Source organism: Paenibacillus sp. FSL R5-192 (assembly GCF_000517845.1).
Lineage (GTDB): Bacteria > Bacillota > Bacilli > Paenibacillales > Paenibacillaceae > Paenibacillus > Paenibacillus amylolyticus.
The window spans coordinates 33007-55362 of record NZ_ASPR01000011.1 but is presented as its reverse complement, the minus strand read 5'-3'; the positions used below and the strand labels follow the sequence as shown (position 1 = coordinate 55362).

Below are 22356 nucleotides of genomic sequence, written 5' to 3'. Positions count from 1 at the left end.
ATTGAAGCCAAGGGAGCATGCTGTCTTGGCTTTTTATACTGTTCGTTATGCTTAATTATGGTATTGTTGTAAATAAAATTAATAGAATGTCGGAAAGGGGAAACGTAAAGTTATGATTAGCTCTATAGGTATTGCAGGTATTATAACGCTATTAATTTTCTTTATTATGATTGGTCTTGTATTATATCTGGTTTTCTATCTTGTAATGAAGAGGTCTGGCGTCAAAGAGGAAGTATCCGCATTAAGGATGGAAGTACGAGTGTTGCAAGAGGAAGTCGAGCGGAACAGGCGGGAATTGGAAAATATGAAGCGTCGATAACCTTTGCAGCATTATATGTGGATACGTGGAATAGCGCGTACAATAGTATGAGAGGACAGGGGCTCTACGCCCCCACCTACTCAATACAACGTGACACCGCTCATTTCAGACTTTACATACCAAGGGTGCTCGAACTATTTCTTGGCAAAAAAACTAAGCGTTCCGGTGCTTTCATCTGCACTCACAAACAGGCTACGTCCGTTAACACGATGAATTCCCTCTGGTGATTCTCCGGCTGTAGGAATCAGACCCAGGTAGTCCGGATTGACCGGATCAGCAAGATCAAAGAACAAAATGGCATCTGCCCTTTCGGAAGCTACGGCTGCATACGTAGTGCCGTCTACAGTAGCAACGGTCAGGTTCTCCACTTCACTTCCCTTGTTGGGACTGCGATCATCCGGATACAAGCCGACCATAGCGGTTGCCTCGTCAATGAGATTCTGACTATCGTACATCCGCTGGCCTTGCAAATTCCAGACAGCAATATTACGTCCGCCTGCTTTTACACCATCCTCAAATTCATTCTTGCCCAAATCCCCTTCGTTAGCTGTCAGCAGGTATTTGCCATCTGCCGAGAAAGCAATTCCATCCGGTTCATAACGAGCGGTCAACGTCTCTTTAAACTGAACGATACCATCATCTTTCAGATCTGCTTGATGTGAAGTGGTACCCAGAGCGAAGATTGAGCTGATTTTTTTTGTCTCCAGATCTACGATGGCAACGACATTGTTTTCCTGTAGCGTGATGGCTGCTGTTTTACTATCTGGACTAATAGCAACATACTCTGGTTGTGGATCATGCGGATAGATGGCGCCTTCTACATTGTCCAGAGATACCGGCAAGTTGGTGATCTCACCCTCCAATACGTTCCCGCCAGCAAAAGATACAACCATAATGCTACCCGGACGTTTGGTGTTGGCATAGTCAATTTCATCGGCAGCTTTATTCAGCTCTTCATCCTCTATGGCGATCACCGCATGCAGACCGTCAGGTGACAGTGCAATCGAGTCAGGACCAATGCCCAGTTCATACGTTTTGACGGTTTTGTAGGTTGTCAGATCCACAATGGCAAGCAACCCTTCGTTTGCTTCACTGTCTGTATCCCCTGTACGAATAACAGCAAGACCGTATTTGCCATCTTTGGACACGGTTACGCTTGTGACTTCAGCTTTGGCGGAGAGGTCCTGGAAGCTGACTGTCTTTAATAGGTTGATGTTTTTCAAGTCAGCAATGTCCAGTACGGAAATGCTGCCATTGTCTGCTTCGGTTACGAGCAGGCGTTGTCCATCTGGCGTAGAGGCTGATATTTCTGCTTTTCCACCAGGCATCTGAAACGTTGCGGTCTGTTCAAAACCGGTTTTATTTTGTTTCAGGATCAGTTGATCCGTAATTAATTTTAGCGTTTGGGAAGATACATACGTTGTACCTTTGGTGATGTAGCTTTTACTGTCCAGAGGAGTTTTCACACCGTTGATGGTGACTGATGACGTTCCTATAGGAAGTTGTACTTTAGTATCTGCGATCTGGATATCAACACTGCGACTGCTTCCGTTCCATGTGACCGTACCCTGCATATTTTGGATGGCTGTGCGCAGTACGACATGATCATTGGTGGTTTTAGTTGCGTCAGCGGCATGAATCATTGATGTGTAGCTGGTTGCTCCTGCGGTAAGAATGGCAGTCATCGACAGAACGGCGAGCCATTGATTTCTCTTTTTCAATGTTCCAGATCCCCTTTATCGTTTCGTGTGTAATGAGTTGTACAATTGTTTTAGTATAGGGAGCTTATGTTAAGGAGAGGTAAGAGAAGTCTGCGATTTGTGTAAAAGGTTAGATAAGAGATATTTTTCCAAATTGGATATGTAAGTTAGCGTATAAAATGATGTTGCCACATGAAGAAAAAAGCAGACGTGAACCTTCATATATATAGGACTGGTCGAACGGGAGAAAATACGCTAAAATTATAATTGAGAATCATTATCAATTAATTCAGGCTTTCTTTACTGACAAGTCTGATCAAGATATAGGTGAGGTGAATACCCATGCGCACGCATGATGCATTAGGCGTAGTATATCAGCATTACCTGACCCAGGAACCTTACAGTCAGCAAGATGAACACACGTATCTGCTCTCTCCCAAGGCGGGCAGTGGTAATATTAAAAGAGTAACGACATACAGTGGCATTGAGATTTTATATTCCCAGGTTGAATATCATCAGCCTTATCCTACGTATTTTGCGTCCGAAACGCCCATTGTGGAATTGCAATTTGCCTTGTCAGGAGAGCGAAATGTGGATATATCCGGTCAGGATTATTCATTATCGATAGGGCAAGGGGCCCTTATTTTTATGCATGATTTCGAAGCGTGGTTCCATCCTCCGGCAAGGGAGCTGTATACGTCCTTTTCGCTGGGGATTCCGGTTTCTCTGTTCAATTATGCTGCGGCACAACTGGGCGGTTTCAAGTCGATTGCGTTTAATCAGGTGTTGGGACGAAAAGTGTTCAAGCCGATTGTATTTCAATTGGATAACCGGATACGAACGATGATTGACAGTCTGATTGTAGAATTAAACAACAGTTATCGATCATCCTTAATGATGGAAGCGACAGCGTTGGAGATCTTGAATCGATTTATGATCCAATTGTTTGATCTGGCGCCAATTCCCGCGGGATTCTCCAGAGAGGACATCCGGAAGTTACATACGGCACGGGAGATTATGGAGGCTTGTATGGTAGATCCTCCATCTTTGCTAGCATTGTCCAGACAGGTGGGTCTTAACGATTTTAAATTAAAAAAAGGATTCAAGGCACTTTTCGGAAGCACGGTGTTCGAATATTTGCGTCAGGTTCGTCTCGACAACGCCATGAAGTTGTTGCGCAATCAGAATAACAACGTCACCGAGGCCGCGATTGCGGTCGGTTACAGCAATGTCAGTGCCTTTTCGCAGCAATTTTATCGCAAATTCGGCGTGAAGCCCTCAGAGATGAAAAAGATTTATTAAATAAGATGAACAGAAACTTTACACGAGAACGAAGAGTGCAGAACCAGTCTGGAGAAGCGGAGCGTTCGCCTTTATCAACGGATTTCTCCCTTTAATAGAAGGGAATCACGGAAATCCGGTGATAACAGCGATCGGAAGATGGTACTGTAATCGTAGTGGTCTGGTGTAAAGTTTTAAGGGTTGATCTTATTTAAAAAATAAGATTAATAAATCCGTCTTGCCGTGAATTGTTCCGTATAGAGGCAGTAAGAATTCTCTCAGCCTTGTATACTCCAGGTACAGTGGGTACTGTACTGAAATATAGAGGAGTGTACAAACATGAATAGAATCAGAGGAAGTATTTTTTTTAGCGTATTTGCAGCCATGTTGGGTCTGATGCTGATTGCACCCATTATGCCACCACTTATTCGCGAGTTGGGCATGAAAGAAAGCCATTCCGGTCTTATTATCTCGCTTGGGTCCATTATGATGGCTGTCATGGCTCCGGTATGGGGCAGATGGAGTGATATAAGAGGAAGAAAACCAATTATATTGATTGGATTCATAGGTATGTCCGTGAGCTGTGCATTATTTGCACTGGCATTGTACGGGGGATTAAATGCATGGATCGGAGGGGGGCTCCTGTTAACCCTTCTGATTGTGACGCGCAGTCTGATCGGCATGTTCATTCCGGCGGTGCTGTCTTCTGCCCAAGCCTATATGGGTGATGTGACAGAAGGTGAAGATCGGGGAAGTGGGATGGCGATTATCAGTGCTGCGAATGGACTGGGCCTTGTATTTGGACCTGCGATTGCAGGAGCTTTTACCCTTATCGGTCTGCTCTGGCCGCTTTATTTTGGCATTTTTATAGCGATAGCTGCGTTTATCATTGCCTTGTTGTTAATCCCGTCAGCCAAACCGGTCATTCAGGCAAAACCGCCTAAAGTCAACCCGTTCCAACGTGGTTTACGAATGTACCTTGCTGCCGGCTTAGTCACGATGATGGGTATCATGACACTACAGGTTGTCGGGGGATTTTATTTTCAGGATCAACTGGCTCTATCCTCAGCGGGGACGGCCCGAATGGTTTCGTTTGGACTCATGTTCTCTGGAGCAGCGATGTTGATCATGCAGGTCATTCAGATGAAATGGTTGAAATGGAAGCCACGCCCAATGATTTTGTTCGGGTCCCTTTTCCTGATCGCAAGTATGATCCTGTTTTTGGTCTTTAATGTGTTATCCATGTATTATTTCTCGTTTTTCCTGTTTGGCATGGGTTCGGGTCTGATGATGCCGGGGTTCATGGCAGGTGCTTCGCTGGCAGTTAGCAAAGAACAGCAGGGAGGTGCAGCGGGATTGGTAGCAGCGATTCAGGGGATATCCGCCGTCATTACGCCTTTACTTACAACGACACTTTATCAGGTGGACAAACATGTTCCATTTATGTTCGTAGCTGTTCTGGTTGTCTTGCTGGCAATCATGATGATGGGAATGCGGAAGAATGAATCCAATACTGTAACGGACCCCATTCATTCGTTATAGTCAGACAAAGTCAGAAGATCAAATAAGGTCAAAATAAAAGAAAAAAGGATCTATTTTAAAATAGTGAACCATGATGAAAGAAAATCGGTTTTTTTCGTCTTTTACAGACTTTGAGCCTTATTTGCAAGGGTATTATAATAATCAATGTAAGCAACACCAATAAACCAACCACACAAAAGGAGCTGATTTTCATGTTTGATCTGATTCCGTTTCGTAAACGAAATGAAGACCCGTTCGGACACATGTTGAAATCCTTCAATGACATGGTTGAGAACTCATTCCTCTCCCCTTTTGGAACTGGCTCCCAGCCATTCCGGACCGACATTCGTGAGGAAGAAGACAAATATTCGGTAGAAGCCGAGCTTCCGGGCATCGCCAAAGAGGACATAGACATTCAGGTTCAAGGTAATGAGTTGATTATTCGTGCCAAACGCAATGATGTAGTGGAGCAGAAGGATGACTCCAATCGAATCATACGGCAGGAACGCCGTTCCGGCGAATTTATCCGTCGATTCTATGTTGATCATATTGATGAGGAGCACATTAAGGCCAGATTGGAAGAAGGTGTGCTGAAGCTCGAGATTCCGAAACGTCCTGGTGATGATCAATCTCGCAGACGCATTCAAATTGACTAAACCAGATGCAAAATGTGTAGCTGAAGAAGTTGAGCTATCCCTTTATGGTAATAGGCATGGAAGAACATCTGTAAAGATGTTTTGTCATGTTGTCCCATGAAGGGATTTTTTACATAACCGGGTTAATGGAATTGAATATGAATTGTGCTGCATAGGAATGTAGCGGAGAAGCCGGATACGGCATCCAAGTTAACACGGATCTGATCGGCTGCATAAGTGAAACTTAGCTGTAAACAAACGTTAGATGCCTCCACAGGGGAGAACATCTCTTGCTGAATATGTTCAAAATGGAAGTGCACCTGCTGTTCCCATTCCTGATCAGCATTATGCGTTAGCACAAGAGAGAGGGATTGTATATTTTGGACTGTTTCCAGCTGCACATCCGTAATTTCGTCATAATGGAAGGGAGGGAAATAGCCCAGAGTTTCGATTACATGTTGCGCTCCGAGGATGGAAGCCAAAGGAGAAAATTCACGTTCCAACCTCCGAATATCCATTAACTGTGCCTCGTACTGAGGACTTGTATAGAGCAGGAGAGAGTCTGGTTCGCATTCCACGACTGTTCCGATAAAAGCAGCCCAGTTCGCGGTACCTTCCTCACCAACGGTAACAAGCAGTTGATCTTGAGCAAGCAAGTCGATTGCCCTATTGGTATGGAATTTCACTCGAAAACCTTGTCCCTGTATCTGCCAGGGAGTCTGGGGTGCATACCAGAATGGTTCCCGCTCTACGGATCGGACGCTGACGTTTAATGTCCATGCTCTGTTCATTAGACTACCTCCAATTGCCACAAGCTGCGTGGCATCATCTCCACCTGTCTGTATTATTTCTCTGCTGCTGCTTGCATCAGGGCATATATCTTACGTGTGGTATTCACATTTCTAACCGTCATATAGGCATATACTTTGGATCCCACAAGCTTGTTCATGCCACTTTTGGATGCATCTTCTCTGCTGACTGAGTATAAAATCGCTCCGGGAACATAGATTAGTGTGCCGATTCCCGGTTTGATGGGCAGCTGGTCCAGCACGGAGGGCTCATTGATCTCATCCCAGAGGAACATCACATCACTTTTGGCTGTGTCATCATTAACCCATTCTTCTGGCAGTGCCTGAATAACACTTTGGATTTCATCCATATTCCGCACCATTACCCTGATCTGTAAGCCAAAATCGGCGGCGATGGCCTGTTCTAACACATGGGATATCTCCCAATTTGCATCGGCACGTTCCTGATGATCGGCAAAAATAATATTGCCAGAATTGATATAGGTAACGACATCCAGCATGCCTGCTTGTTCAAATGTTTCTTTCAGCTGCTTCATATTAATTTTATTGTTCCCGCCTACATTAATGCCTCGTAGCAAAGCCACATAGATCATATGGGCGCCCCTCCAATTCCTTCAATTCACTGTTTTAACAAAAGGACAGATATTCGAACAGATGAGCAGTATACTCTTCTCCCAACAGATCTTGCAATAAAGGTTCCACTTGCTCCAGATACTGGGGCTTGGTTTCATAGGTTTCTTCATCTTTTACTTCTCCGGCATAGGTACGCGCCGCTTCAATCAGGATGGCTAGTGCACTGAAAAAGTCTGATAGTGAATCAGCAACACGGTTTGGTTCTCCACCTGTAAAAGCGGCATATACGGGAGAGTTTGGTGCTTCCACATCTACAATTAACGGATCATCGTTAAAGTTTGCGATGACAACGTGAGTTTTTGGCCAAGTGGAGGACTCCTCATAAGGTTCATTCATGCCAATCCAGCGGAACCCCAGTTGCTGACGAAGCAGATGTTCAGGTGCGACAAAGGAAATAAGTGCGGCATCACCGATTTCGACGGCGGCATTTTTCATTTTGAGTGTACCTTCCGCATCCGCATCCATCATTTCATAATGATTGTACAGATACTGAAGTTCTGGAGAAAGAGGTATTCGTGTATCCACTTCCGGCTGGTGATGTTGTTCGCGGGGACGCAGATCATGATTTTTGAAAAGTCCATAAGCTTCATTATATAAATCCTGCTGTTCCACCAAACGGCTTAAGGCCGCATCCAGTTGTTGCATGATGTCTGAGTCCTCCTAATAACATTGATATAATAACAGGCCGATTCGTTTGATTCTTGGCTATAAGCATTATACTATATCAAAGATAAATTCAAAAAAACATTTGAATACGTTTACATTCATGAGTGGACATGATATACTTTCACTCAAATAAGGATTGTTACTGCTTCGGGCAGGCAAAACCTGAACATCACTATGCGTGGACTTTGTTCCATTCATAATGTTGTTCGGGTTTTTTTGCATTCTACGGTCCATATTAAGGATAGAAAAAACAGAGGACGTACTTATTTCCAACCCAACACTAACATCACGCTGTACAGAAGAAAGGGGAGCATTATGAACAAGAGAAAATGGTTAAACGGTTTTGCCGCAGGTTGTCTCAGTATCATCCTGGTGATTAGTGGGTGCGCATCCAAAGCGCCACAAACCGTAAGTGACACACCGAATCAGCCGACAGAACAGACAGAGAATGAAACCCAGGAACCTGCAAACAACCAAGCTGCCAAAGGCAGAACAGTGATTACAACCGACGGTGAAGTGGATGATATGAACTCCGTCATTCGTTTCCTCTTATATTCGAATGAAATGGACCTTGCCGGAATTGTACTGACCAGCTCGGTGTATCATTATGCTGGAGACGAGGAAGAGGGGATCAAACCCTTCCGCTGGACAGGCACACAGTGGGTGTACGATATGATCGATGCCTATGGCGAGATCTACCCGAACTTATCCAAACATGCGGATGGGTACCCGGAGCCGGAACAGCTTCGAGCGATGACGAAGATCGGTAATATATCCGATAAAGGGGAGATGGAGAAGGAAACCGAAGGTTCCGAGTTCCTCGAAACTCTTTTCCTCGACGATGACTCCCGAGACCTGATTGTTCAGACATGGGGGGGCACCAATACCACAGCCCGAGCGCTAAAATCGATTGAAGAACAGTACAAGGATACGGCCGAGTGGGATACGATTCGCAAAAAAGTCAGTGACAAACTGGTCCTGTACATCATCCTCGATCAGGATGACAGCTACAACGAATACATTGCGAAGAATTGGCCAGATATCCGCATTCTCAACGACCAGTCGAACTTCTGGCATTTTGCCTATGCATGGAAGATGCATGCCGAAGAAGTGAACAGTAAGCTTCATGGCGACTGGATGGTCAAGAATATTCTGAACGGACATGGCAAGCTGATGGATATGTATGCATCGATGGGTGATGGTAAAATGATCGAAGGCGAACTAGCCGAAGAACAACGGGGAAGTGCTGAGTATCTGAAGAACAATCCACAATATGACAAGTACGATTTTATATCTGAGGGTGACTCTCCTTCCTTCTTTTATCTGATTGATAATGGGCTGCGCAGTATGGAAGACCCTTCCTACGGCGGTTGGGGTGGACGCTTTGGGGTTGTGAACGACAAGCTGTTTAGAAACAATGTGCTTGATTACGATCCCTACACCAAACGCTATGAAGCCGAATACTCTCTGATGAGATGGTTTGACGATGTGCAGGATGATTTTGCAGCACGTGCAGACTGGGCAGTTGCAGACACTTACGAAGGTGCCAACCATAATCCGTCATTAACGATTAAGGAAGGGCTGGATCTGAGTGTTAGTCCTGGGGAGGAAGTTACTCTTCACGCGGAAGGCACAGACCCGGATGGAGATCAACTGACCTATACGTGGTGGAGATATTTCGAAGCGGACACTTATGAGGATTCCAAAGTAACACCGAACAAAGTTCAGCCTGAAATGGCGGGTGACCTGCAGCTTGGATTGCATCGTGAACTTGCCAAGGATGAGCAGGTGGATACGATAAAATTACAGGGCAGTGACACCGAAGCGGTGACATTTACCGTTCCTGACGATGCCAAATCGGGTGATACCCTTCATATCGTTGCCGAAGTACAGGATGATGGAGAGCATCAGTTGAAGCGTTATCAACGTGTGATCCTAACCGTAAAATAAAGAAATAGAGGGGCTGTCCCAAAAGTCATCAACATGGCTGGTGGGACACCTCTCTTATTTGTGTAGTCTGATCGTAATTGATCCGTTAACGCTGGACGCCTGACCAGAAGACATTCCAGGTGATTGCCAAAGCTTGTTCATAGGATTGCCGTGTCTCATACACGAGCTGTACATCCAATCCATCCATCACGGTGACAAAAGCTACGGTGGCTTCTTCCGGACTCAGGCGTATATCGGAATGTCTGGTAAATACGGCTGCCAGCTCTTCCTTCAGTGTCCCGAGGTACGTTCGATACTGGGCTAGCACAAAATCATGCACCTCCAGCGGTGTGATAAAAGACAAGATATACATAAAAGCAACGTTTGGGTGAGTCAGAAAGCGATTTTTGTGTTCATGCAAAAAGGCATATAGCTGCTGATCCAAAGTTTGGGTAACAGACTCGCTGAAGAATTGGCGTACAAACTGTTGTTCCTCCTGCACAACTTCCTCATATAACTCCAGCAATAACGCTTTTTTGGATGAATAATGATAAGCCAGGGATTGCTTGCGAATGCCTGCCTCTTCGGCAATCTGCGCCATCTTGGTCCCCTCGTAACCCAGACGATTAAAATGTTGAATGGCAATTTCCTTGATTCGTTTTTTACTCAATGTCTACCTCCAGTTGGCGAGCTGTATACCTCTGCTGTTTTTGGGAGTATACCAAATATAACAAGATATATACCACAAAAATGCCTATAGAGATAGCATACACCACCGTATAGGAAAATGCAGAAGCCACAACGCCCAGGATCAACGAACCACCGCCAATTCCGAGGTCAAAGAAGTTAAAGAAGGAAGCCATCGCACTTTCGTGCTCATGTTCTTCTACAAGATTCACACACCAGGTCTGAATCGCCGGGAATATGGCACCAAAACCAAAGCCGTATAACGCACCGGCGATCAGGAATTGCACATCACTCTGGGCGATAATCAGAACCAGTAGCCCCGCGATTGCAAACACGGCAGAAGGTAACAACACGGAACCTGGTCCCCATCGATCAAACATTTTCCCCGAAAACAGTCGAACGGCGAAGCTGGCAATGGCAACGATGAAGAAAAACCAGGCTATATTCTCGAACCCTCTTTCGGCGGCAAATAAAGCCACAAAGGACATGATTGAACCCGCTGCAATGCCAACGAGCATAATGAGAAGGGAAGGGAAGAGTACCTTCTTTTCAATCAGTTTCACCGAAGGGACATGAGTTTGCATAGACTCGCTACTACCTTCTGTTTTCGGCTTTCTGGATACAAACACTGTCATTAGGAGAGCTAACAGCAAAATGCACATACCTCCCATAAACAGGCTCTGGTAGTCGTACCTAAACAACAGGCTTGTTCCAATCAATGGACCAATGGATATAGCGACCGTCTCCCCTACGCCGAAATACCCCATACCTTCTCCCCGGCGATCTCTTGGTATGTTTTCAGTGGCAATCGTTGCAAAATATGTCGTTGCCAAACCAAATCCGAATCCGTGGATCACTCGAAATACAAGAATCATCCAAATACCTGACGATAGGTAGTATGCGCCTGTCATTAATGCACAGATAGTGATGCCGATAATCAATAGATATTTTTTATCTATTCGAGCTGCCAAAACAGAAGTGAAGGGTCGAATCAAGATGGCAGAAAACATAAATACGCCGGTAACAAGCCCAATTTGGGAGGCTTCGCCACCAAGACTTGAGACAAACAAAGGCAAGGTCGGAAGCAACATTTCAAATGCCATAAACAATAATGCGTTGGCTAACATGATAAATAGGAATGATCTTCCCCAGAGTTGCTGAGGTGTAGAGCTATGTGTTGAAGTACTCATGGTTTTCCTCCGTAATATTGATCTCTGTCGCGCGACATGTTGAACTGATTTTACCTGACGATCGTCAGATTGTAAAGCGCGTATTCAGAGCAGGAGTTCATGATTTTTTAGTGGATGAGAGAAGTTATTAATTATTTTTAATTCATATTCCAACATTTTCCGGTATACTAATCAGATAAAATGATTCAAGTGAATACTACCTCGGAGAGGTGATATGCAATGACGGTTGATATACTTGTAAGAAATAATGTTAAGGTACTTGGCTCGGGTAGCCAAACGATTGTATTTGCTCATGGTTTTGGATGTGATCAGGATATGTGGCGTTACATTATTCCAGGTTTTATGGAGAACTACCGTGTGGTGCTGTTTGATTATGTTGGATCTGGCGAATCTCAAATTAACTATTATGATGCTATCAAATATAGCAACCTTCAAGGATACGCCCAGGATGTGCTGGAAGTTATGGAAGCGCTCGAACTAAAGGACACCATATTTGTCGGGCATTCCGTCAGTAGTATGATTGGTATGCTGGCGTCAATTCAGAACCCCAAATATTTCAAAAAAATTATAATGTTAGGGCCCTCCCCACGTTACGTGAATGATCTGCCGAATTATTATGGAGGTTTCGATCGGAATGATATCGATGAATTACTTGAGATGATGCAGATGAATTTTATTGGGTGGGCGAGTTATCTGGCACCCATTGTGATGAACAATCCGGAACGGAAAGAGCTGACGGAAGAGTTGGAGAAAAGCTTCTGCTCCAGAGATCCGCATATTGCGAGACAATTTGCCGAAGTGACGTTTTTATCGGACTGTCGTATTGATCTGGAGCAGGCAACTGTGCCAACATTGATTCTTCAGTGCTCGGATGACAGCATTGCCCCGGTAGAAGTAGGGGATTATTTACACGCTCATCTGAAGAATAGCCGATTGCAACAGATGACGGCCAAGGGACATTATCCGCATCTAAGTCAACCGGAAGAAACCATCCGAATGATTAAGGATTATTTAACGAGCGCATAAAACGCGGAAGAAAGGCAGTTATTCCATGGATATACAATTAGATCTGGCTCCCTGTGGATACTTCTCTATCTCTGATTCGGGCGTCGTACAGTCGATTAATCAAACTATGCTTACGATGCTTGGATATGAACGCGATGAGCTCATAGGGCAACATATTGAATCCACCATGTCGGTAAGCAACAAGGTGTTTTTCCATACGTATTTCTATCCCTACATCCAGTTATATGGACATGTGGACGAGATGTACTTCACGTTCCGTACCCGTGATCAGCAGGCTGTTCCCGTTCTGCTTAACGGTGTTCGTCAGACCCGTAACGGAGAAAGCGTGGTAGATTGTGTCGTTGTAGTCATGCGTAAGCGAATCGAACATGAGAAGGATATTTTGCATACCAAAACGAAGCTACAAGAGTTGTATCAAGCGACGCAAGAAGCGAACAAGGAGCTTGAACGACTGCATGAGGAATATAAAATTAAAGAGCAGGCGTTAATCAAAGTGAATGATCAGTTGGAGACACTGGCCTCCACCGATTTGTTGACAGGATTGAAGAACCGCAGGTTTTTCCAGGAAAAAATGCTTGAAAGTTTGATGATGTTCCAGGAGAAACAACGTTATTTCTCCCTTCTGGTTGTGGACATTGATCATTTCAAAAGCATTAATGATACGTACGGACATCCGATCGGAGATCTGGTGCTTGGCAATCTGGCAGGGCTGCTGCAAACGGTATCGCGAAGTACGGATGTGGTTGCACGTTACGGTGGAGAGGAATTTGTTGTCATTCTTCCAGATTGTGAAGAGGAGCAGGCGATCGGTATTGCAGAACGATATCGTTCACAGGTTGCTTCAGCCGACTGGGGTGAATATAACATTACTGTGAGTATCGGTGCTGCCACTGTAGTAGAGGAAGATACGGAAAAGTCCTTGTTCCAAAGAGCGGACAACGCCCTGTATGCCTCCAAAACCGGAGGACGAAACCGGGTGACACATGCAGCTCAGATGGTGAGAAGTTAAGGATTGGATTGCATCAAAAGAAAGCAAAAAGGAGCCTGTGTATGATGAGGGAGATGATCCCACATGCACAGGTTCCTTTTATTTGCGTGACACAGATTGACTAAGTTGAGATGGCAGACTCAGGGTTAATCTATCGCGGAGCAAGGTAACCATACGCCTTAGCCGGAGAGTTCGCCTGAGGACGAAAATCTTCGCTCGGTTCATCCATAAATGCCGGGTTCACATATATGGAGTGTGCGTCATTGCCAGATCCCTTGATGTAGGCAGCGATGCCGGAGTAGGCTTTATTTTTCCAAACCCACAGGGCATCTTCCTGCTCACCTGGTGAGTAATAGACATTATGGTCAAACATATTGCCGGTATTGCTAGTATATTCGTTGTATATCAGTACTTCCGAGCTGCCCGATACGAGAATGTTACGCATGAACGTATTGTTCTTTGTCCGTGACTGCATGAATAACTGTCCATTGCCTGCATTCAGGGTATCATTCCCCACAAGTGTATTGTACATAATCTTGCTGTCCTCGGTAGCTCCTCGTTCCTCGTCATAACCTCCCATGGCAATACCCGTCAATCTGTTGGAATAAATCAGGTTATCACGCACGGTAATGTTGCTGGTTGAACGTCCGGCATGCTCAGAGGCAATCTCAATTCCGATGTCGCTCCGATATACCCGGTTCTGGTCGATGATATGATCTTTCCCGCCATCTACATAGATGCCGCCCGCCGAGTTGGTATCATTGGGCAGGTCTTTACCGTAGGAGGGGTTGTTATTGGACGTAATATCGTATACTTCGTTGCCTCGTACAATGCCGTTCCGAGCCTGATCGTATGTATCGTCCTCGGACGTACCCTCGTACCCGATCAGATCAATACCAATATTATCGGAATCATGGATGATATTGTCCTGTATGGCAAAGGTATCAACATTACCGTTAACTGCGAGTGACTCGCTTGAACCGAGTGTAAGATCATACAATTCATTATCCTTGATGATGATATCGCGTAAAGCTTGAGGGTGCTCTGTGCCATATATGGCAATACCGTGGGCATCCCTGCCCCGCAAATCGGGACCTTCAGGAGTTGCGTAACTAGCAATCGCGTGTATGGTGTTGCCTAACAGCTGAATATGTTCACCTGCTCCGTGGACATAGATCCCGGATGGAACTTGGCCCCCAAGTTTGGTTGTAAAATTACGAATTTCGAGATTCTGAATCGTGATATAACTGGCATTTTCAATTTCAATCAACCCTTCAATGCCCCGGACAGATAAACCTTTACCATCAATGATAACCTGCTCCTGAGGATAACTTGAAAATAGGGTTGGATTAGCGGAAGAATTACCGCTCCGGATGATTTTGACTTTCTGATGATAGACACCTTCACGCAAATAGATCGTGCTTCCTGGCGAAGCATGGTCTGCTGCGTGCTGCAACGTTTTCCAAGGAGATTGAATCGTTCCTTTATTCGAGTCGTTTCCTTGGGGTGATATGTAATGGATGACCTGGGGATCAGATTTTTGAACAGAAACGGGTTCCTTCATGGCAGATGTATGATTCTGACAACCGGATACAAGCAACATCAGAATCGGAATCATAAGTATAACTACGCGAATCAAATCGTTTCCCCCTTGAATTTAGCTTTGAAGATAGATTATAGCAGATTTGAACGGGTTAATAACCCATGATATGCTCTTATAAAATCAGCGAGGAGACTGCTCATGAATACATTAACGATAGCTGAATTAGTAGATCGGGAGAATCACGCATGGGAAGAACTTAAGGAACTCCTGGATAGTGGGCAAAATACATATGTGTATGTTCCAGCAAAACAAGAAGCTGGAGAGGATACCCTTTATCGTCTGCAAATAAGCACCAAATCCTATTTGGGGGCTGTTGCTTATGAGACAGAAGGTATTGTACTGGACCATGGCTGGATCACGCTGCTTGGTGCGGGTGGTGACAGTACATCGGGGAGTCTCACCAGTTGGAATGGTGTAAGTGAGCAACCTTGGGTAGATGTACTGGAAGGTATGATGGTCGTTGCATATGATGCGGCAGGTGGTTTCTTCGGACTGGATACAGGCAAGTATGGCCGCACGGGACACATTTATTATTTTGCACCGGATACACTCGAATGGGAATCGACAGAACTGGCATATTCAGGTTTCATCAACTGGCTGGCGAATGGTGATCTGGAGCAGTTCTATCGGACCTTTCGCTGGAAAGGCTGGCAAGAGGATATGTCTCAGCTCCAGACAGGACAAGTATTTGCGTATTACCCACCACTTTGGACGCAGGAAGGTGACGGCGAGAGCAGTAGTAAAGCCCCAATTAGCATAATGGAGGCCTGGAAGTTTGCACTGGACGGTAAATAGTTGGCATGCTGCTGTAGGACGAAATCAGGAAATTAACCGGTAAATTCAAGTTCATTGAGTGATCTACTTTAAAAAAACGGCATTCTGTTCCAAACTAAAAAAGGCTCGCGCTTGGCGCGGGCCTTTTTGTTCTGAACTTTAAACATCAATTATCAATTGTCCAATGTAACAGGTTTAATGCTTGAGCGTGAAGCTCTGCTATGCCAGACGGTCAACCCGAGTGAAACAACGCAGACGAGCAACAGACAAGCATACACCACATGATAAGCTTGCTCGACCGAGACTCCCGGAATACTGTGTAGCAGCAGCCCACATACGGCTACAGACACCGAACCACCGAAGAACTGAATCAATTGTAACATGCCCATACCGGAACCGATTTGCGCTTTGGGCAGCACACGTGACGCTTCATTATTCAGTGAAGCCATGGAGGCTGACAGTGCCGGTGAGAAAAAGAGATAACCACTGGTAATGATCAAGGCGGATTGATCCAGTCCGAGCATAAATAAGGCAAGTACCGCTGCGAGCAGGATGTGTCCAATGATCATAAATCGCATATTGCCATAACGGTCGATCCAACGCCCGACGAAACGGGTGCAGAATGCTGCGACGATTGCCCCAGGAGCAATCAGCAAACCAATGGCGAGCGAAGAGCGCCCATATAGATCAGCAAGCACAAGCGGCATCAAAAACAGATTGCCCAGATTCACCACCAGCACGCAGAATCCGATAAGGATTAACCGGGTGTATCCTGGCGTTTGGAACACTTGTGGATTCACAAACGGAAGACTCGCTTTCCGAATATACAGGAGATGTGCAATAAGCGAGATAACGCCTATGGCGAACCATAACCAGGATTGCTGGGTGATCGCTACCAGAAGTGTAGTGGCATTAATGACGGTTAATATGGCACCAATCACATCGAACGGCTGATCTGTTTTGACGGATTCACGGGGGAGAAAATAGAGCAATACAGGCAGAGCGAGCAGGACAAGCACGGTTATGGCAAAAAGTCCGTTCCAGCCCCAGTACTCGCTAATGAGTCCGCCGACAATGGGGCCAAGTCCAAAAGCCATGGCGCTACCTGATGAGATCAGCGCGATGGCAGCTCCGCGTCGTTCCACCGGGATGTAACGACTTGCAATGACGAGACCCAACCCGGCCATAACTCCTGCACCCGCAGATTGCAGAATACGTGTCAGTAACAGGATTGCAAAGTTATGCGCGAACAACCCTAGCAATGAAGATAACCCCAGGATCAGAAGCCCGACCGTTAACAGTTTGCGTACCGGGATACGGTCTGACAATCGACTGTAGATCACCGTCGACAGGGCGTAACCAATTGAATAACTTGAGATGACCCAAGACCCCAGGTCCGAGGTAATCTGCAGATCATGAATAATGACTGGCAAAGAAACGTTGAACATGGTGGTATTCATCACAACGATGAACAGGCAACATGTCCAGAGTGGCATGACAATTTTATCTTTCACGGTACCATTCCTGTCTTGGGTATGAATATGAAGTCGGATAGAGCTTTGATGAAAATGTGATGAAAAGCAATATATCATTTTACACCCCATTTCATCATATGGCAATAATGTCATACTAATTCATTTGGTGTGATGAGCATAGAAATATTAATAATAAACAATAGACGGATTTCCTGAATTTAACTAAAATGATCATTGAACATACATAAGCAGATGGATCAGCGGTTAGGTAACTAGATATGTAAGTAATTAGCATGTTTAAAATGAAGGAGATTATACCCATGACTCATGCATTATTAATGTCCCATAGCGTATTTCCGACGCTTGATATGAATCGAACCGCGCAGTTTTATGAAGAAAAGATGGGCTTTCGGGTCGTCGAATATCTCGATGCCGCGGAACCTCATATCTGCCTGTATCGTGATCTTACCGAGATTATTTTGACCCAAAGCAATGGACAGAAGGTCATACCCAACAGAGAATTATATGGCTATGGATATGATGCATATTTTATTACCCAGAACCAGGAAGAGCTTCAACAGGAATTGATCAACGCAGATGTGAAAATCGTACGTGCCCTCAATCATACAGACTATAATAACAAGGAGTTTGTGATCGAGGATATTGATGGACGCTGGATCGCTTTTGGCATCAAACAGGGATAATTAGATACAGAAACAGGCGCTCCGATAACGGGCGCCTGTTTGTGCATGTTATAACTGCAGATCTTACGCCACAGTAACTTGTTTGCCGCGATTGCGAATCCACTTGATGACATCCATGAGAATGACTGCAGCAAGAGCAAGTCCGCCTGCAATCAGGAACTCATTCCAGCCGAATGTATCCGGGATGGCGAAGACACCGCGAACACCTGGAATCAGTGTGATTGCATAGAGACAGAGACATACCAGAATGGAGCCAAGCACGAATTTATTGGTCGTGAAACCCACCTGGAAGATCGTCTGTGTGTTGGAACGTGCTGCAAAAGTTTGCAGACTGCGTGCCAGAATCAAGGTTGTGAATGCCATAGCCACACTGATTTCCTCCGAGATGCCAAGTCCAATATATTGGGACACAATAACAGCCGCACCAATCAGGACACCACGCGTAATCACAGCTTGCAGGGTTCCGCCTGCGAAGATACCCTCGTTAATATCACGCGGTTTGCGTCGCATGACATCCGGCTCGGGTTTCTCTGTACCCAAAGCAATGGCAGGCAGGGAGTCGTTCACCAGATTGATGAACAGCAGCTGTAGGGCCGTAAATGGATTAACCCAGCCGACGATCAAGGCAAACAAAATGGCGATAATCGCGCCGAGGTTACCGGCAAACAGGTATGCGATGGCTTTTTTGATGTTATCAAATACCATCCGTCCAACACTGACCGCATTCACGATGGAGACAAAGTTATCATCCGTCAGAATCATGGCAGCCGCATCCTTGGCGACATCTGTTCCGCTACCCATCGCTACGCCGATGTCGGCTTGTTTCAGCGCAGGTGCGTCATTAACTCCATCTCCGGTCATGGCTGCAACTTTACCTTTTCGCTGCCATGCACGCACAATCCGGATTTTGTTCTCAGGTGATACTCTGGCGTAAACCGAGATATGTTCAAGTTGTTGATCCAGCTCCTCATCAGACATTTTGTCCAGTTCGGCTCCGGTAATGGCGAGGTCATCCGGTTCGGCAAGGCCGATATCCACACCGATCGCCTGAGCCGTTGTTTTGTGATCTCCAGTGATCATGATGGTGCGAATGCCCGCTTTTTTGGACTCTTCAATAGAACCGTATACCGCTTCACGCGGTGGGTCAATCATCGCTGTCAAACCAACCAGTGTCAGATCATGCTCGTCATCAATGGTGACCTGGTTTTTATCATCGAATTTTTTGTACGCGTAGGCCAGCACACGGAAGGCACGTTTCGAGAAGGCCTCATTTTTTTCTTCAAACTGTGTGCGAATCTCAGGTGTGAGGGGCTGAACCTCACCGTTGATAAACACATGACTACAGCGACTGAACAGCACATCAGGTCCACCCTTGGTCAGCAAAGCCGTCTGTCCCTCAAAGGTATGCACCGTACTCATGAGCTTTCGATCCGAGTCAAAAGGAAGCTCAGCTTCACGCGGGAACTGGTCACGGATTTCATTGTAATCCTTGTTCACCCGGTTGCTGAAGGCAATGAGGGCCACTTCGGTTGGATCACCCAATTCCTTGCCTTCCTGGTTAATATTTGAATCATTGCAGAGCACTGCAATATGTAACAGACGCCGTTCCTCTTCCGACCACTGATCGGGATCATCGGGGAATTCGTCCTTGGTGCCATGGGGAATGTAATAATCAACGACAGTCATCTTATTCTGAGTTAGCGTTCCTGTTTTATCCGTACAGATGATACTGGCAGAGCCGAGCGCCTCAACGGCAGGCAGTCTACGAATGATCGCATGTTGTTTGGCCATCTTATTTGTTCCGAGTGACAATACGATAGTCACAATGGAGGATAAGGCCTCAGGAATGGCAGCAACCGCAACAGCTACGGCAAACATCAGTGCATTTACGATGGAAGGCCCGATATTCTCCGTACCTTCGGTCAACCATACACGACCGGCTTCAATGCCAAAGATGAGAATCGACAAGCCCAGGATGAAAAAGCCCAGTTTTTTGCTAAATGATTCCAACTTGCGCTGTAATGGTGTGTTCTTGGCTTCGGCATTTTCAATCAGTTCGGCAATTTTGCCGATTTCGGTTTTGAGAGCTGTACCTGTAATGACAAGCATGCCCCGTCCATATACGACCAGTGAGCCACTGAAGGCCATATTGCGACGATCTCCGATTGGAGCCTCATCCGGGATGGTATCGGCGTGTTTCTCCGCAGCTTCGGACTCTCCGGTCAACATGCCTTCGTTGATTTTCAAACTTCCTGATTCCAGGATACGCCCGTCTGCCGGGACATAATCACCTGCATCCAGCATAACAATATCACCGGGAACGAGTTCCCTCGCTGGAATGGTTTTTTTCTGCCCGTCACGAATGACCTTGGCTTCAGGTGCAGACATTTGTTTCAGCGCGTCAAGTGAACTCTCGGCTTTTTTGGTCTGCACTACACTGATCACCGCGTTGAGCAAAATAACCAGGAATATGATCAATGATTCAATCAGGTGTCCAAGTACAACCTGTACCGCGGCTGCAATCAGCAGCACGATGACCATCGGATCTTTGAAATTTTCGAGGAACAATTTCCAGACGGGTGTTGCATCTTTACCTTTTAACTCGTTATATCCTTCCGTTTCAATTCTCTTGGCAGCTTCGGAGGTCGTAAGTCCCTTGGAGGAACTTTGTACATCCTGAAGGGTTTCCTCCGCACTGTGTCTGTAATGTTGCAATTGACCAGCTCCTTGAATATTAGATTTCTCTGTGTATTACCCTTACGGGCAAAATCTAGAATCGTTTCATTTTCGTATTTTTTTAAGATTATGGATTTATACGTTTTTAGCTGTACACAGTATTTTTCATAATGATCCGAGATATGCCTTTTTTTGAATGTTATTATTTCCAGTTTGGATGATAATCTGGAGAACCAAATATAGATGTTGGATCAGAAACTGTGTGCACCATCACACTAGCTCATATCAGGGTCTGTTACGCTATTACATAACGAACTGCGTTTAATCTAAGTTTGGAGGGGAAACCATATGTTTTGTTATCAGTGCGAACAGACGCCGAGTGGCGGGTGTACCGTGGTAGGGGTATGCGGCAAAAACGAAACAATCGCAAGTTTGCAGGATACGATGATTTTTGCGTTAAAAGGCATCGCTGCTTATGCGACACATGCACGCCAGTTGGGATATTCTGATCCTGAGGTGGATCGGATTACACATGAGGCATTATACATGACATTGACGAACTCGAATTTTAATGTACAGGAACATCTGGAGATGGCGATGAAGGTAGGTAATGCAGCAATCCGCATTATGGATGTGTTGGATCGTGCGCACACGGACCGCTTTGGTGTACCGCAACCGATTACGGTTAGCCAGAACCAGATTGAAGGACAGTGCATCGTGGTAACAGGGCATAATCTGTATGCATTGGAGGAGTTGCTTCGTCAAACTGAAGGGAAAGGAATCAACATCTATACCCACTCGGAAATGTTGCCTGCACACGGTTATCCGGCGCTGAAGAAATATGCCCATCTCAAGGGTAATATCGGTAAAGCATGGTACGATCAGCGCAGACTGTTCGAACAATTCCCGGGTGCTATTCTCGCAACGACGAACTGTGTTATGCCGATCAAAGGCACATATGCAGACCGCTTTTTCTCATACGAAGTGGCGGGTCTGGAGGGCGTTGCCAAAATTACAGAGGATGACTTCTCACCCCTGATTGAACGCGCATTGTCACTGCCTGCGGCTAATGTACAGTCCGAGCAAGTTTTAACGACAGGATACCATCATGAGACCGTGATTGGGCTTGCGCCCGAGATTATTCAAGCGGTGAAAGACGGGCATATCCGTCGATTCTTCGTTATCGCTGGTTGTGATGCGCCAGGCAAAGGTGGCAACTACTATCGTGAACTTGCGACATCCTTGCCGAATGATACCGTAATTCTGACGACTTCCTGTGGTAAGTTCCGCTTCAACGATGTGGATTATGGTACGGTTGGAGACACGGGTATACCGCGTTATATCGATCTGGGTCAATGCAACAATTCCGGTTCTACGGTGAAAATTGCAATGGCTTTGGCGGATGCTTTTGGCTGTACCGTGAACGAGTTACCTGTCAGCATTGTGCTGTCCTGGTTTGAGCAAAAAGCAGTTGCGATCCTGCTTGGCCTGTTCAGCCTTGGCATTCAGGACATTCGTATTGGACCAAAACCGCCTGAGTTTATATCGGAAGGTGTCTTGGATGTACTCGTAGATATGTTTGGTCTAAAGTTAATTATAACGGCAGAAGAAGATATGAACGCGATGTTGGCACTGTCATAGGATGAGGATGTATATTTACGTGCAACATCATCTGATGACTGCGAATGTCGGTTGTGAGTATGAAGAGTATGACTCATAAGTACAGATGGATAAGAGCCT

The 22356-nt window shown here is 45.7% G+C and carries 19 protein-coding genes; 10 read left to right on the top strand and 9 right to left on the bottom strand.

Features of this window, described 5'->3' with window-relative positions:
• Positions 1–112 precede the first annotated feature (112 nt).
• The gene (locus C161_RS05770; protein ID WP_036668655.1) at positions 113–319 is read left to right on the top strand and encodes a hypothetical protein; all 207 of its coding nucleotides are present in this window, start codon (positions 113–115) and stop codon (positions 317–319) included.
• A 134-nt stretch (positions 320–453) separates the two neighbouring features.
• On the opposite strand, the gene C161_RS05765 is transcribed toward C161_RS05770, so the two are convergent.
• Positions 454–2040, bottom strand: coding sequence for a choice-of-anchor I domain-containing protein (locus tag C161_RS05765; RefSeq protein WP_036668653.1), 1587 nt, complete (start codon positions 2038–2040; stop codon positions 454–456).
• 321 nt (positions 2041–2361) lie between these two features.
• Between C161_RS05765 and C161_RS05760 the strand changes: the two genes are divergently transcribed.
• The 3 genes from C161_RS05760 to C161_RS05750 all read left to right on the top strand — a co-directional run bounded on the left by C161_RS05760 (position 2362) and on the right by C161_RS05750 (position 5477).
• On the top strand, positions 2362–3321 hold the full coding sequence (locus tag C161_RS05760) for a helix-turn-helix transcriptional regulator (RefSeq protein WP_036668652.1): 960 nt from the start codon (positions 2362–2364) through the stop codon (positions 3319–3321).
• 318 nt (positions 3322–3639) lie between these two features.
• The gene (locus tag C161_RS05755; RefSeq protein WP_036668651.1) at positions 3640–4842 is read left to right on the top strand and encodes an MFS transporter; all 1203 of its coding nucleotides are present in this window, start codon (positions 3640–3642) and stop codon (positions 4840–4842) included.
• A gap of 191 nt (positions 4843–5033) precedes the next feature.
• Positions 5034–5477, top strand: a complete 444-nt coding sequence (locus C161_RS05750; RefSeq protein WP_036668649.1) for an Hsp20/alpha crystallin family protein — start codon at positions 5034–5036, stop codon at positions 5475–5477.
• A 122-nt stretch (positions 5478–5599) separates the two neighbouring features.
• On the opposite strand, the gene C161_RS05745 is transcribed toward C161_RS05750, so the two are convergent.
• From C161_RS05745 to C161_RS05735, 3 genes are read right to left on the bottom strand one after another with little or no spacing between them, the layout of a single operon-like run.
• Entirely contained in the window at positions 5600–6247 is a 648-nt protein-coding gene (locus C161_RS05745; RefSeq protein ID WP_036668648.1) for an Imm50 family immunity protein, read from the bottom strand.
• A 53-nt stretch (positions 6248–6300) separates the two neighbouring features.
• Positions 6301–6858, bottom strand: coding sequence for a DUF1697 domain-containing protein (locus C161_RS05740; RefSeq protein ID WP_036668647.1), 558 nt, complete (start codon positions 6856–6858; stop codon positions 6301–6303).
• A 34-nt stretch (positions 6859–6892) separates the two neighbouring features.
• A complete protein-coding gene (locus C161_RS05735) occupies positions 6893–7543 on the bottom strand; it encodes a hypothetical protein (RefSeq protein WP_036668645.1) in 651 nt (216 codons plus the stop codon).
• Between the two features lie 336 nt (positions 7544–7879).
• Here C161_RS05735 and C161_RS05730 point away from each other — a divergent pair, with 336 nt between their 5' ends.
• A complete protein-coding gene (locus tag C161_RS05730; protein ID WP_036668644.1) occupies positions 7880–9514 on the top strand; it encodes a DUF1593 domain-containing protein in 1635 nt (544 codons plus the stop codon).
• Between the two features lie 85 nt (positions 9515–9599).
• On the opposite strand, the gene C161_RS05725 is transcribed toward C161_RS05730, so the two are convergent.
• Complete coding sequence (locus C161_RS05725) at positions 9600–10163, bottom strand: TetR/AcrR family transcriptional regulator (protein ID WP_036668643.1); 564 nt, start codon at positions 10161–10163, stop codon at positions 9600–9602.
• The gene (locus C161_RS05720; RefSeq protein WP_036668642.1) at positions 10156–11370 is read right to left on the bottom strand and encodes an MFS transporter; all 1215 of its coding nucleotides are present in this window, start codon (positions 11368–11370) and stop codon (positions 10156–10158) included. The genes C161_RS05725 and C161_RS05720 overlap by 8 nt, the downstream gene beginning before the upstream one ends.
• Before the next feature lie 219 nt (positions 11371–11589).
• On the opposite strand from C161_RS05720, the gene C161_RS05715 reads away from it, so the two are divergent.
• Entirely contained in the window at positions 11590–12396 is an 807-nt protein-coding gene (locus C161_RS05715) for an alpha/beta fold hydrolase (protein WP_036617433.1), read from the top strand.
• Positions 12397–12421: 25 nt separating this feature from the next.
• A complete protein-coding gene (locus C161_RS05710) occupies positions 12422–13405 on the top strand; it encodes a sensor domain-containing diguanylate cyclase (protein ID WP_036668641.1) in 984 nt (327 codons plus the stop codon).
• 130 nt (positions 13406–13535) lie between these two features.
• On the opposite strand, the gene C161_RS05705 is transcribed toward C161_RS05710, so the two are convergent.
• Positions 13536–15023, bottom strand: a complete 1488-nt coding sequence (locus tag C161_RS05705; protein ID WP_036668640.1) for a DUF1565 domain-containing protein — start codon at positions 15021–15023, stop codon at positions 13536–13538.
• 102 nt (positions 15024–15125) lie between these two features.
• Here C161_RS05705 and C161_RS05700 point away from each other — a divergent pair, with 102 nt between their 5' ends.
• Positions 15126–15782 carry a DUF2625 domain-containing protein gene (locus tag C161_RS05700; protein ID WP_036668639.1) on the top strand — a complete coding sequence of 219 codons (657 nt, stop codon included), beginning with the start codon at positions 15126–15128 and terminating at the stop codon, positions 15780–15782.
• 152 nt (positions 15783–15934) lie between these two features.
• On the opposite strand, the gene C161_RS05695 is transcribed toward C161_RS05700, so the two are convergent.
• Positions 15935–17275: an MFS transporter gene (locus C161_RS05695; protein ID WP_036668638.1), complete on the bottom strand. Its 1341-nt coding sequence runs from the start codon at positions 17273–17275 to the stop codon at positions 15935–15937.
• Between the two features lie 281 nt (positions 17276–17556).
• Here C161_RS05695 and C161_RS05690 point away from each other — a divergent pair, with 281 nt between their 5' ends.
• The gene (locus tag C161_RS05690; protein ID WP_192133516.1) at positions 17557–17940 is read left to right on the top strand and encodes a VOC family protein; all 384 of its coding nucleotides are present in this window, start codon (positions 17557–17559) and stop codon (positions 17938–17940) included.
• Between the two features lie 63 nt (positions 17941–18003).
• Here C161_RS05690 and C161_RS05685 read toward each other — a convergent pair whose 3' ends face one another.
• Positions 18004–20655: a cation-translocating P-type ATPase gene (locus tag C161_RS05685; RefSeq protein ID WP_036668636.1), complete on the bottom strand. Its 2652-nt coding sequence runs from the start codon at positions 20653–20655 to the stop codon at positions 18004–18006.
• A gap of 309 nt (positions 20656–20964) precedes the next feature.
• Here C161_RS05685 and hcp point away from each other — a divergent pair, with 309 nt between their 5' ends.
• Positions 20965–22257 (top strand): hydroxylamine reductase, encoded by a 1293-nt coding sequence (hcp, locus tag C161_RS05680; protein ID WP_036668635.1) that lies wholly within the window; start codon positions 20965–20967, stop codon positions 22255–22257.
• Positions 22258–22356: the final 99 nt, after the last annotated feature.